This window comes from Mongoliimonas terrestris (assembly GCF_001927285.1).
Taxonomy (GTDB): domain Bacteria; phylum Pseudomonadota; class Alphaproteobacteria; order Rhizobiales; family Pleomorphomonadaceae; genus Chthonobacter; species Chthonobacter terrestris.
Window position 1 is genome coordinate 311368 of record NZ_MSIG01000002.1, and the last position, 12928, is coordinate 324295.

At 73.1% G+C, this 12928-nt stretch carries 9 protein-coding genes; 8 read left to right on the plus strand and 1 reads right to left on the minus strand.

The window, feature by feature from the left end; genetic code table 11:
• The first annotated feature begins 70 nt into the window (after window positions 1-70).
• The 8 genes from BUQ68_RS03855 to BUQ68_RS03890 all read left to right on the plus strand — a co-directional run bounded on the left by BUQ68_RS03855 (window position 71) and on the right by BUQ68_RS03890 (window position 9250).
• Window positions 71-1177 (plus strand): NAD-dependent epimerase/dehydratase family protein, encoded by a 1107-nt coding sequence (locus BUQ68_RS03855; protein WP_075214606.1) that lies wholly within the window; start codon window positions 71-73, stop codon window positions 1175-1177.
• Window positions 1174-2271, plus strand: coding sequence for an NAD-dependent epimerase/dehydratase family protein (locus BUQ68_RS03860; RefSeq protein ID WP_075214607.1), 1098 nt, complete (start codon window positions 1174-1176; stop codon window positions 2269-2271). Before BUQ68_RS03855 ends, BUQ68_RS03860 begins: the two co-directional genes overlap by 4 nt.
• Window positions 2268-3563 carry a TIGR04295 family B12-binding domain-containing radical SAM protein gene (locus tag BUQ68_RS03865; RefSeq protein WP_075214608.1) on the plus strand — a complete coding sequence of 432 codons (1296 nt, stop codon included), beginning with the start codon at window positions 2268-2270 and terminating at the stop codon, window positions 3561-3563. The genes BUQ68_RS03860 and BUQ68_RS03865 overlap by 4 nt, the downstream gene beginning before the upstream one ends.
• Window positions 3545-4744 (plus strand): glycosyltransferase family 4 protein, encoded by a 1200-nt coding sequence (locus BUQ68_RS03870; RefSeq protein WP_075214609.1) that lies wholly within the window; start codon window positions 3545-3547, stop codon window positions 4742-4744. The genes BUQ68_RS03865 and BUQ68_RS03870 overlap by 19 nt, the downstream gene beginning before the upstream one ends.
• 2 nt (window positions 4745-4746) lie before the next feature.
• Window positions 4747-5874, plus strand: a complete 1128-nt coding sequence (locus BUQ68_RS03875; protein WP_075214610.1) for a CgeB family protein — start codon at window positions 4747-4749, stop codon at window positions 5872-5874.
• On the plus strand, window positions 5875-6981 hold the full coding sequence (locus BUQ68_RS03880; protein ID WP_075214611.1) for a CgeB family protein: 1107 nt from the start codon (window positions 5875-5877) through the stop codon (window positions 6979-6981).
• Window positions 6978-8099 carry a CgeB family protein gene (locus BUQ68_RS03885; protein ID WP_075214612.1) on the plus strand — a complete coding sequence of 374 codons (1122 nt, stop codon included), beginning with the start codon at window positions 6978-6980 and terminating at the stop codon, window positions 8097-8099. The genes BUQ68_RS03880 and BUQ68_RS03885 overlap by 4 nt, the downstream gene beginning before the upstream one ends.
• Window positions 8100-8188: 89 nt before the next feature.
• Window positions 8189-9250, plus strand: a complete 1062-nt coding sequence (locus tag BUQ68_RS03890) for a UDP-glucuronic acid decarboxylase family protein (RefSeq protein ID WP_075214613.1) — start codon at window positions 8189-8191, stop codon at window positions 9248-9250.
• A gap of 100 nt (window positions 9251-9350) precedes the next feature.
• Here the strand turns inward: BUQ68_RS03890 and BUQ68_RS03895 are convergent, their stop codons facing one another.
• A complete protein-coding gene (locus BUQ68_RS03895; RefSeq protein WP_075214614.1) occupies window positions 9351-12647 on the minus strand; it encodes a hypothetical protein in 3297 nt (1098 codons plus the stop codon).
• Between the last annotated feature and the right edge of the window lie 281 nt (window positions 12648-12928).

The window sequence follows — 12928 nt, forward strand, 5'->3', positions numbered from 1 at the left end:
CTCTGCTTCTGCCCGGTTCGGCTGAGGCGACAGCTTTACAACATCGAAAAGCCCAGCCGGGAGCGACCACGTGGCAAAAGTGCTGATTACAGGTGGACAGGGTTTTATCGGCCGGTATCTAGCCCAGGAGCTTCTTGAACACGGTTACGAGGTTCGCGTGCTCGACAGCCTCGTCGAGCAGGTCCACGGCCCCGCCGCTGCGAGCGCGCCGGACAGCGTGGACTTCATCGAAGGCGACGTCCGCGACAAGGACACCGTCCGCCGCGCGCTGAAGGACGTCTCCGGCGTCATCCACCTCGCCGCCGAGGTGGGCGTCGGACAGTCCATGTACGAGATCGAGCGCTACGTCTCCGGCAACGACGTCGGGACCGCCGTCCTCCTGGAAGCCCTGATCGAGCAGCCGGTCGGCAAGATCGTCGTCGCCTCCTCCATGAGCGTCTACGGCGAAGGCCGCTACGCCACGCCGGACGGCGGCCTCGTCGACCGGGCGCGGCGCAGCCCGTCGCGGGTCAAGGCCGGCCTCTTCGACCTCGTCACCGACACCGACCAGCCGCTCCTGCCGGTCCCGACCGACGAGATGAAGCCGGTCGACCTCGCCTCCATCTACGCGCTCACCAAGTACGCCCAGGAGCGCATGGTGCTGATCTTCGGCGAGGCCTACGGCGTCGACGCCGTGGCGCTCCGCCTCTTCAACGTGTTCGGCGCCGGCCAGGCGCTCTCCAACCCCTACACCGGGGTCCTCGCCAACTTCGCCTCGCGCCTGATGAACGGCCAGCCGCCGATGATCTTCGAGGACGGCGAGCAGCGCCGCGACTTCGTCCACGTCAAGGACGTCGCCCGCGCCTTCCGCCTCGCCTACGAGCAGCCGCGCGCCGCCGGCCACGTGATCAACGTCGGCTCCGGCCGCGCCTACCGGGTGGCCTATGTGGCGTCGCTCGTCGCGGAGGCCCTCGGCGTGCCGCACCTGAAGCCCGACATCCTGATGAAGGCGCGCACCGGCGACATCCGCAACTGCTTCGCCGACATCGCCAAGGCCCGCGACCTCCTCGGTTTCGAGCCGCGCTACGCCCTGGAGGACTCGCTCGGCGAGTTCGCCGCCTGGGTCAAGGCCGAGGAGGCCAAGGATCGCGGCGCCGAGATGCGCTCGCAGCTCGAAGCGCGGGGCCTCGTGTCATGACGGCGGCGCCCGGCTCGAGCGGCCCGGTGGCCGTCGTCGGGGGAGCGGGGTTCATCGGCTCCAACCTGGCGGACTCCTATCTCTCCGAGGGCCACACGGTGATCGTGGCCGACAATCTCAGCCGGCCCGGCGTCGGCCGCAACCTCGCCTGGCTGCAGGCCCGGCACGGCGAGCGCCTGCGCTTCACCGACGTGGACGTGCGCGACGCCGCGGCGCTTGCCGCCGTGCTCCGGCCGGCACGGGCGGTCTTCCACCTCGCCGCACAGGTGGCGGTGACGACGAGCCTCGACGATCCCCGCTCCGACTTCGACGTCAACGCCGCCGGCACGCTCAACGTGCTGGAGGCAGTGCGCGCGGCGGGCGGCCGGGCGCCGGTGATCTTCGCTTCCACCAACAAGGTCTACGGCGGCCTCCACGACGTCGCCATGGAGAGCGACGGCGAGCGCCACCGCCCGTCGGACCCGACGCTCGCCGCCCGTGGCCTGCCGGAGACCCGCGGTCTCGACTTCCATACGCCCTACGGCTGCTCCAAGGGCGTCGCCGACCAGTACGTGCTCGACTACGCCCGCTCCTTCGGCCTGAAAACCGCCGTCCTTCGCATGAGCTGCATCTACGGGCCGCGCCAGTTCGGCACCGAGGACCAGGGCTGGGTCGCGCACTTCCTCATCAAGGCCCTCGCCGGCGAACCCATCACGGTGTTCGGCGACGGCCGCCAGGTGCGCGACGTGCTGCACGTGGCCGACGCGGTCGCCGCCTACCGCCGCCTCCTGGAGCGGATCGACGAGGTCTCCGGCACCGCCTTCAACCTCGGCGGCGGCCCGCGGAACGCGGTCAGCCTCCGCGACGTGCTCGCCGAGATCCGCGCCCTCACCGGCCGCGAGGTGCCGCTCGCCTACGAGACCTGGCGGACCGGCGACCAGCTCTGGTTCGTCGCCGACACCGGCCTTCTGGAGCGCACCATCGGCTGGACCCAGACGATCGGCTGGCGCGACGGGCTCGCCGATCTCGCCCGCTGGCTGGCCGAAAGCGGCACGGCCGCCGCCCCCGCGGGCCGGCCGGATCCGGCGCCCGCGTTTCGGAGACTGATGGCATGAAGGTCGCCCTGGTCAATCCCGCCTGGAGCTACGAAGGCAGCATCTACTTCGGCTGCCGCCACCCGCACCTGCCCCTGGAACTCGGCTACGCCAAGGCCCTCCTGGAGAAGGCCGGCCATCAGGTGCTGATGGTCGACGGCCAGCTCCAGGGCGCCGACAACGGCGCGCTCGCCGACGAGGTGGCGGCCTTCGGGCCCGCCATGACGGTGGTGACCACCGCGCCCACCTATCTCTTCTGGCGCTGCGCCCAGCCCGAGCTCCGCGTGCCAGCCGACTTCCTCGGCCGTCTCGCCGGGCGCGGCGGGCGCACCGTGGCGGTCGGGCCGCACGGCTCGTCCACCCCGGCACCGACCCTCCGCAAGCTCGGCGTCGACGTGGTCGTGCGCGGCGAGTGCGAGGAGATCGTCGCGGCCCTCGCCGACGCGCCCGACTGGACCGCAGTCCCGTCCACCGCGCACCTCCGCGACGGCCACCTGGTCACCGTCGGCCCTGTCCACGCCAGCCACTTCACCGACCATCCGCCGCTCGTCTGGCCGGAAGCCTGGATCCGCGCCCACCAGCACCACCACCACCGCTTCGACGCGGTGCAGACCGGCTTCGGCGCCGAGGTGGAGGCCTCGCGCGGCTGCCCCTACACCTGCACCTTCTGCGCCAAGATCGACTTCCGCGACAAGTACCGCCGCCGCGACGTGGACCTGGTGCTCGCCGAGATCGACGGGCTGATCGCAAAGGGCGTCGGCTACGTCTATTTCGTCGACGAGATCTTCCTGCCGCAGAAGCCGCTCCTGGAAGGGCTCGTGGAGCGCAAGCTGGAGTTCGGCATCCAGACCCGCATCGACCTCTGGAAGCCCGACCTCCTGGAGCTCCTCGGCCGCGCCGGCTGCGTCTCCATCGAGGCCGGCGTGGAAAGCCTCACCGTGGAGGGCCGCGAGCTCCTCGCCAAGCGCTGCCGCCTCACCACCGAGGAGCTCGCCGACCTCCTCATCGAGGCCCGCCGCCACGTGCCCTTCGTCCAGGCCAACCTCATCGGCATGGAGGCCGACGAGGCCGAGATGGTGGCCGCCTGGCGCAAGCGCCTGATCGACGCCGGCGTCTGGGCCAACGAGCCGGTGCCGCTCTACCCCTACCCGTCGTCGCCCACCTACCGCCAGCTCTGGGGCGAGCCGGACGACGAGGCCTGGGAGCGGGCGCACGCCCACTACCTCAAGGCCTTCGCGGCCTTCAGCGACATCCAGGAGGAGCGGCCCCTGCCGCTGCCGGAGTTGGAGGGCGCATGCTGTCCGGGTCACTGAGCGAACCCTCGGCCGCCGCGCCGCGCCGGGTGATGATGACCGTCGACGCGGTCGGCGGCGTCTGGCGCTACGCGGTCGACGCCGCCCGCGGCCTCAACGCCCGCGGCATCTCCGTGGTGCTGGTCGGCCTCGGCCCGGCCCCCACCGCCGGCCAGCGTGGCGAGGCCGAGGCGCTGGCGGACACGCGCCTCGTCTGGCTCGACCAGCCGCTCGACTGGATGGTGCAGACCGAGACCGCCCTCGACCGCCTCGGCGACGCGCTGTCGGCCCTTGCCCGCGATCACGCCGCCGACGTGGTGCACCTCAACGTGCCGTCCCAGGCGGCCGGCCTTTCGGTCGACGTGCCGATCGTCGCCGTCAGCCACTCCTGCGTCGCCACCTGGTGGCGCGCCGTTCGCGGCGGCGACCTGCCGCGCGGCTGGGCCTGGCAGAAGGCCCGCACCGGCGCCGGGCTTCACGCCGCCGACGCCGTGCTCGCCCCGTCGCGCAGCCACGCCGACGCCGTGGAGGCCGTCTACGGCCCCGTCCCCACCCTCACCGTCGTGCCGAACGCCGTCGTGCCCGTCCCCGGGGCGGCGCCCGCCGAGCGCGACCCGGTGGTGTTCGCCGCCGGTCGCTGGTGGGACGAGGGCAAGAACGGCCGCACCCTCGACGCCGCCGCCGCCATGACCCGCTGGCCGGTCCACATGGCCGGCAGCCTGGACGGCCCCAACGGCGAGGACATCGCCCTTGCCCACGCGGTCGCCCTCGGCGAGCAACCCGGCGCCGCCGTGCGTGCCGCCGTGCGCCGCGCCGCCGTGGTGGCGAGCCCGTCGCTCTACGAGCCGTTCGGCCTCTCGGTGCTGGAAGCCGCGCTCGAAGGCGCCGCCCTCGTCCTCTCCGACATCCAAACCTACCGGGAGATCTGGGACGGCGCCGCCCTCTTCGCCACCCGCGACGACCCCGCCGCCTTCGCGGTTGCGCTCAACCGGCTCGCCGACGATCCGGCCCTTCGCGCCCTCCTCGGCGCCCGCGCCCGGTCGATCGCCCTCCGCTACCTGCCCGACCGTCAGGCCGACACCCTCGCCGCCCTCTACGGCGGCCTCGCCGCGCGCCGATCCGCGCCGCCGACCCCCGCGTCGAAAGCCCATCCGGCCGACGCCCCCTCAGTGAACGACCGTCTCGCGCTTGCCGCGGAGTGACCATGAATTTCGTCTTCTACACCCACTCCCTCGTCTCCGACTGGAACCACGGCAACGCCCATTTCGTGCGCGGCGTGATCTCCGATCTCGTCGCCCGCGGCCACCAGGTGATCGCCCTGGAGCCGGAGGACGGCTGGAGCCGCCAGAACCTCATGGCCGACCAGGGCGAGGCCGCCGTCGCCGCCTTCTACCGCGACTTCCCCGACCTCCTCTCCGTCTCCTACGGCCCCGACTTCGACCACGAGGCCGTGCTCGGGGACGCCGACGTGGTGGTGGTCCACGAGTGGACCGACCCCGCCCTCGTCGCCCGCGTCGGCCGGGCGCGCGCGGCAGGCGGCGCCTTCACCCTCCTCTTCCACGACACCCACCACCGGGCCGTCTCGGCGGCGGGCGACATCGCCGGCATGGACCTTGAGCACTACGACGCCGTCCTCGCCTTCGGCGAGACGCTGCGCGAGCGCTACCTGAAGGCCGGCTGGGGCCGCGCCGTCCACGTCTGGCACGAGGCCGCCGACACCCGCCGCTTCAAGCCGCAGACCGAGATGGAGCGTGACGGCGATCTCGTCTGGATCGGCAACTGGGGTGACGACGAGCGCACCGCCGAGATCCACGGCTTCCTCATCGAACCGGTCCGCCGGCTCGGCCTCAAGGCCACCGTGCGCGGCGTCCGCTACCCCGACGCCGCTCTCGCCACCTTGAAGGACGCCGGCATCGCCTACGGCGGCTGGCTCCCCAACGCCCGGGTGCCGGCGGTGTTCGCGCGCCATTCCGTCACCGTGCACATCCCCCGCCGCCCCTACGTGGAGAGCCTGCCCGGCATCCCGACCATCCGCATGTTCGAGGCGCTCGCCTGCGGCATCCCCCTCGTCTCCGCCCCCTGGGACGACGCGGAGGGCCTGTTCCGGCCGGGCGACGACTTCCTCTTCGCCCGGACCGGCGACGAGATGGCCGACCGCCTCCGCGACGTCCTCCACGACAACGACCTCGCCGCCCACCTCGCCACCTGCGGGCTGGAGCGCATCGAGAGCCGCCACACCTGCCGCCACCGGGTGGACGAGCTTCTCGCCGTGCTCGCCACCTGCGGCCCCGACCGCGTGCGGTCCCTGACCACGGCCAAGGAGGCCGCCTGAATGCCAGCGCCCATCACCGTCGCCTTCTACGGCTCCAGCCTCGTGTCGTCCTACTGGAACGGGGCGGCCACCTACTATCGCGGGCTGATCCGGGCGCTCGCCAGCCGCGGCTATGACGTCACCTTCTTTGAGCCGGACGTCTACGACCGGCAGCAGAACCGCGACATCGACCCGCCCGACTGGTGCAAGGTCGTGGTCTATGACGGCACCGAGGCGGCCATGCGCGCGGCCGCCGCCAAGGCCGGCGCCTTCGACGTGGTGGTGAAGGCCTCCGGCGTCGGCTTCCTGGACGACGCCCTCCTCGACGCGGTCATCGCCGCCGCGTCGCCCACCGCCGTCCGCCTCTTCTGGGACGTGGACGCCCCCGCGACCCTCGCCGAGGTCAACGCCGCCGAGGGGCACCCGCTGAAGGCCGCCCTCCGCCACCTCGACATGGTGATGACCTACGGCGGCGGCGATCCGGTGGTCGACGCCTACACGGCCATCGGCGCCCGCGCCTGTATCCCGATCTACAACGCCCTCGACCCGGCCACCCACCATCCTGTGCCGCCCGAGCCGCGCTTCAAGGCCGACCTCACCTTCCTCGGCAACCGCCTGCCGGACCGGGAGGCCCGCGTGGAGGCCTTCTTCCTAAAGCCGGCCGAGAGCCTCTGGCGCCAGACCTTCCTCCTCGGCGGCGCCGGCTGGGGCGACCGCAGCCTGCCGCCGAACGTGAAGTGGATCGGCCACGTGGCGACCGCCGACCACAACGCCCTCAACGTCAGCGCCAAGGCCGTGCTCAACATCAACCGGGATTCCATGGCCGCCACCGGCTTCTCGCCGCCGACCCGCGTGTTCGAGGCCGCCGGCGCCGGCGCCTGCCTGATCACCGACCACTGGACCGGCATCGAGATGTTCCTCGCCCCCGGCGAGGAGGTGCTCGTCGCCCGCGACGGCCAGGAGGTCGCCGAGATCGTCGCCGGCCTGACGCCGGAGCGCTCCCGCGCCATCGGCGAAGCGGCCCTTGCCCGCGTGCTCGCCGCCCACACCTACGACCGCCGCGCCGAGACGGTCGACCGGATCCTCCGCGACCGGCTCGCCGCCAAGCGGTCCGGAGTGGCCGCATGACGGAGCGACCCCTCGACATCGTGGTGCTGGGGCTGTCGCTCTCCTCCTCCTGGGGCAACGGGCACGCCACCACCTACCGGGCGCTCCTGAAGGGCCTCGACCGGCTCGGCCACCGGGTGCTCTTCCTGGAGCGGGACGTGCCCTGGTACCGGGAGCACCGCGACCTCCCCGACCCCGCCTTCTGCCGCCTCGCCTTCTATGACGCCGTCGCCGATCTTGCCGCCGTCCACGGCGAGGCGATCCGCCGAGCCGACGCGGTGATCGTCGGCTCCTACGTGCCGGACGGCATCGCGGTCATCGACCAGGTGCGCCAGATCGCCGAGGGGCCGGTCGGCTTCTACGACATCGACACGCCCGTCACGCTCGCCGCCCTGGAGCGGGGGGAGGACGGCTATATCGCCCGCCGGCAGATCCCGGACCTCGACGTCTACTTCTCCTTCACCGGCGGCCCCACCCTCCGCCGCCTTGAGAGCGTCTTCGGCGCCCGCCGCGCGGAAGCCCTCTACTGCTCGGCGGAAGAGACCCAGTACCGGCCGACCGGCGAGCCCATCCGGTGGGACCTCGGCTACCTCGGCACCTACAGCGCGGACCGCCAGCCGACGCTGGAGCGCCTGCTGATCGAGCCGGCCCGGCGCCTGCCGCATCTGCGCTTCGTCGTCGCCGGCCCGCAGTATCCGGCCGATATCCGCTGGCCCGCCAACGTGGAGCGGATCGACCATCTCGGCCCCGCCGACCACCCGTCCTTCTACAGCCGCCAGCGCTGGACCCTCAACGTCACCCGCGCCGACATGATCGCCGCCGGCTGGTCGCCGAGCGTGCGCCTGTTCGAGGCCGGCGCTTGCGGCACGCCCCTCGTCAGTGACGCCTGGCCCGGCCTCACCGAGCTCCTGCCCGACGGAGAGGCCATCGTCATCGCCCGCTCCACCGACGACGTGGTCGCGCTCCTCGGCACCCCGGACGAGGCCCGCCGCCGCCGCATCGCCGAGGCCGGCCGCGCCCGCGTCCTTGCCGGCCACACCGGCACCGCCCGGGCGGAGGCCTTCGCCGCCGTCCTCTCCGACCTCCGCGGCCCGGCCGCCGCCCCCGCCCCGTCGGCGCGCAGCCGCGCCTTCTGTTGAAAACCAAGCCGGACAAGAACAACCGACCGCCGCCCGCGTTCACCAGAACCGCCCGTCAGCCGCGGTGGCCACTGATCAGAGAGGGAACGATGACCGTTCATTCCGCCAAGGACACTGCCGGACCCACCGCCCTCGTCGCCGGGGGCGCAGGCTTCCTCGGTTCGCACCTCTGCGAGGCGCTCGTCCGCAAGGGCTGGCGCGTGATCGCCCTCGACAACCTGCAGACCGGCTCCGCCTCCAACCTGGCGCGCCTCGCCCGGGAGCCCCGCTTCTCCTTCATCGAGCACGACGTCTGCGATCCGCTGCCGTCCGACGTCATGGCCGACCGGGTGTTCAACCTCGCCTGCGCGGCCTCGCCGCCGCGCTACCAGGCAGACCCGATCCACACCATGATGACCAGCGTCAACGGCACCCGCCACCTCCTCGACGTGGCGGCGCGGAGCGGCGGCGTCTTCGTCCAGGCCTCAACCAGCGAGGTCTACGGCGACCCGGAGCAGCACCCCCAGCGCGAGGACTACTGGGGCAACGTCAACACCACCGGCCCGCGCGCCTGCTACGACGAGGGCAAGCGCGCCGCCGAGGCCCTCTGCTTCGACTATCTGCGCCTCGGCCGCGCCGACGTGCGCGTCGCCCGCATCTTCAACACCTACGGCCCGCGCATGCAGCCGGACGACGGCCGCATCGTCAGCAACCTGATCTGCCAGGCCCTCTCCGGCCAGCCGCTCACCATCTACGGCACCGGCGAGCAGACCCGCAGCTTCTGCTACGTGTCCGACATGGTGGAAGGCCTCTGGCGCCTCTCCGACGTCGCCGACAACCCGGGCGGCCCGGTCAACCTCGGCAATCCGGGCGAGTTCACCATCAACGCCCTCGCCGCCATGGTGACCGCCATGACCCGCGCCGGCTCCACCGTCGTGCACCAGCCCCTGCCCGTCGACGACCCGCGCCGCCGCCGCCCGGACATCGGCCGCGCTGAGGCCCTCCTTGGCTGGACGCCCAAGGTGCAGCTCGCCAAGGGCCTGCCGCCGACCATCGCCTGGTTCGACAAGCTCCTCGCCCCCGCCAACCCCGCGCCCGCCGCCCTTCCGCCCAAGCGCCCCCGCGCCGGCCGCCTCCCCGCCCTCGCCGTCGCCCCCGCCGCCAAGGCGTGAGCGCCTCCCACGGAGAGCAGCGACCACCTCCCACGGAGAATCCGGAAAGCCGCCGAAGCCCTTGGGGCTCAGGCGGCTTTCGCCGTTTCACCCGCCGCCCTCACCCCAGCTCGAAGATCTTCCGGAAAATCCCCGGTGCGATGATGGAGAGCGGGTTCACGGTGAGGTTCGGGTCGTGGATCGGCCCGTTCAGCCGGAAGGTCACGCCGAAGAGCCCGGCCCGGCCACCCGCGAACAGGGTCTGGCCGAGGATGGGGATGCGGCCGATCAGGCTGTCGAGTTCGCCCGCCGGCAGGTAGGAGCCGGCGAGCCGCAGCGTGTCGCGCCGGAAGTCCACGTCGCCTTGCAGCGTCAGGCCGGCCGTGTCGGCCCGCACGATGCCGTCGGCGATGACGAGCCGGCCGGCGCCAAGTTCCAGATCGAGCAGCAGCCGCTCGATCTCCGCCGTCGAAAACCCCGCCGTCGGCCCCTGCGTCGCCGCGGTGGAGAGCCTTGCGAGCGCCGGCTCCTCCACGATCCGCCAGCGGCTGCCGTCAACCCGCGCGCGCACCACGCCGGCCCGGTCGATGGTACCGGCCACCCGCGCCCGGCCGCCGAACACGCGCGGATAGAGGTCGAGGAAACGCAGGAGCCGCCCCACCTCGCCGGCCTCGATCTGGATCTGCCGCACCGCCCCCGCCGGCGTCACCGTCGCCGAGGCGGTGCCGCCGCCCGCCGTCTGGGCGGCGAACGACATCGCCGTCGTCACTCCGCCCTCGATGCGGCTTGCGATGTTGACGCCCGCCAGCTCCTCTTCGCCGAAGCCCAGCACCGTGCCGACGCCGATGTCGAGTTCGATGGACTTGCCCACCGGCCCGCCGTCGTCCTCCGCCGCCTTCATCTGGCGGGTGATCAGCCCGCGCGCGTCGAAGCGCGAGCCGGTGATCTTCGCCGCGATGAACTCGCCCTTGCGCGAAAGACTGACGGCCAGCCGGTCGCTCCGCGCCAGCCGCACCACCGGCAGGTCGCCGGAGACGAGGCCGCCCGCCTTGTCCAGCACCAGCGCGCCCTCGATGCGCGCGTCGCCCATCTCGATCGCGATGTCGTCGATCCGCGTCCGGCCCTCGGTCTCGCGAATGATGAAGCGCGCGGTGCCCGGCACGCCCTTGGCCTTGCGAAAGCCGACCGGCGCGAAGCTGATGTCGGCGCGGGCGAGGTCCACCGTGGCGCGCTTGACCGTGGTGCCGTCGGCCAGCGCCTCGTCCATCAGGGACACGGTCACCGGCCCGCGCACCGCCCGGCCGAGGTCGATGCCGAGCGTCCGCCGCTCCTTGTCGCCGAGCACCAGCTTCACCGCCGACGAGCCGCCTCCGCCGCCGGCGAGCGGCCGCACGATGTCCACCTCCGCCGCCACTCCATCCACCTTGGCGGTGCCGGAGACCGTCGCCGCGCCCTCCGCGATGGCGATGGTGATGGCGCCGTCGCTGATCGCCCGGCCCTCGATCGGCACCTTGGAGGCGAGCCCTTCGAGCACGATCTCGCCGCCGTAGGTCACGAGGTCCGCCGGCACGTCCTTCACCAGCGGCAGGTCCACCCGGATGCGCGCCCGCGCCTGGCCGGAGACGTCCCCCGGCCCCGCCGGCAGGTCCACCCCGTCGGAGAGCGGCAGCACCTCCCAGAGCGCCACCGCCGCCGCCGCGTCGCCCGCAAGGTCGATGGATATCTCCCCGTCCGGCGGGTCCTTGGCGACCGTCGGGATGGCGAAGGTCGCGCCCGCGATGGCGAGCGTGCGGCCGTCGCCGATGTCGACGACGCCGCGCTCCATCGCCACCTCGAACCGGTCGTCCACCAGCCGCCCGGTGCCGAACGCCTGGCGGATCACCGGCCCGCCGTCGTCGAGCGGGCGGAACGCCAGGTCCTCGAACCGGAACGACACCGCCGCCGAGGCCGCGTCGCCGGTCGCATGGTCGATGCTGTCGTCGGAGACCGCCAGATCCACGGTCGCGTCCCGGATGGTGCCGGCGATCACGTGCTCGTGCACCCAGTTGCGCGCCTCGTGCACCACCACCGGCGGCCAGATGGTCTTCAGCGTGTCCACCGACATGGACGGGAACACGCCCGAGAGCGCGCCGAAGAGATGCCCGTCGCTCTCCGTCAGCCGCATGGCGGCGGCGAACGTGGTGCCCTCGCCCTCGGCCCGGAAGGTGTCCACCACGAAGGTGCGGTCGGCCGGATCGTAGCTGCCCTCCAGGAGCCCCAGCGCCCGGTCGCGCGTGGTCTCCCGGTCCTTGGCCACCACGTTGAAGCGGAACGGCCAGGCCGTCGCGTCCGGCGGCGGCATGCCCACCACGCCGCTGATCACCGCGTGGGCGCTCGGCAGCACGATCGGCGAGGGATCCACCACCACCGACCGGTCCTCCGGCCGCCAGCGCACCGCAAGCCGGCTGCGGTCGAGCACCAGCGCCCCGGTCGCCTCGCCGGCCCGGATCGGCCCGACGGTGAGTTCGCCCTCTCCTTCCACGATCCGCCCGGTCGCCGAGAAGCCGATCCGCCCCTTGAAGGCCGCCGGACCGGTCGGCCCGCCCGCCGCCGCCACGTCCCCAGGCTCCACTTCACCGCCCCCCGGCAGGGCCGTGGCCGCCAGCGCGGCCGGATCCGCCGCCGCGGCTGCTGCCGCCGGCGCGACCGGAGCCGCCGCCATGGCGCCGAGATCGCGGAGGTCGAAGCCCTCCGTCTCCAGGTGCACCAGGCGCACGGTGTCGCCCTCCCCCGGCCCCACCGTCGCCGAAACCGTCCACGGCCCGTTGACGCCCGCCCCGGCGAGGCGCGCGGTCAGCCGGTCGTCCGCCAGCCGCTCCGCCGTCACCGCCGCCTCGTCGAGCACCGTCGCCCGTCGGCCGTCGTCGGTGCGCCGGCGCAGCGTCAGCGCACCCACGTCGAGCGAGGACAGCCGGGCCGCCCGCAACCCCTCGTCCAGGGACGCGACCAGATCCGGCAGCGTCGGCATCGGACCGCCGGCCGCCGCCGTCTCGATGAACACATGGTCGGAAGTCACGTGGGTGATGTGCCGTTCCAGCCCGAGGAGCGTGCCCCAGGAGGTGAGGAATTCCAGCGTGTCGAGCGATCCGTTCGCGTCGGGCCGGTCGATCACCACGTCGCGCAGGTGCACCACCGGGCGGAAGTCCTCGCCGAGCCCGAGCCCGACCACGCCCACCGACACGCGCACGTCGTCGCCGGCGGCGGCCGCCATGGCGGCGGCGATCCGGTCGGTGCCGATCTCGGTGAAGAGCGGACCGGAGAGGAGCCGGCCGACCAGCGCCGTCGCGCCGACCACCAAAAGGAGCGCGGCGACGAGCACGATCCGCCAGCGTTTCCGACGCGGCAGGAGGGTCCGGCGGTCGGTGCGGGCGGCGGGCATCGGTCCCGTGTCACGTGGCGTCGCTTCGTCCGTCACCCTCACCTCTGAATGCCGCTGTCCGCGTTTCCGGCGACCACCGTCTCCCCGCCGCGCCGCTTCGGTCCCAGGCGAACGCCGCCGCGCGGCCGCTCGATCCCGTCGGTCCCCTTGCCGCCGGTCCGACCGTCGGCCCCCGCGGCCGTTGCGCCCGTCCGACCGGATCCAGCCGGAACCTTGTTGCGTAAACCGCCCGCCCGATGCCAGATGCGCATCCAGCCAGAACCCCGACGATCTTCCGTCTC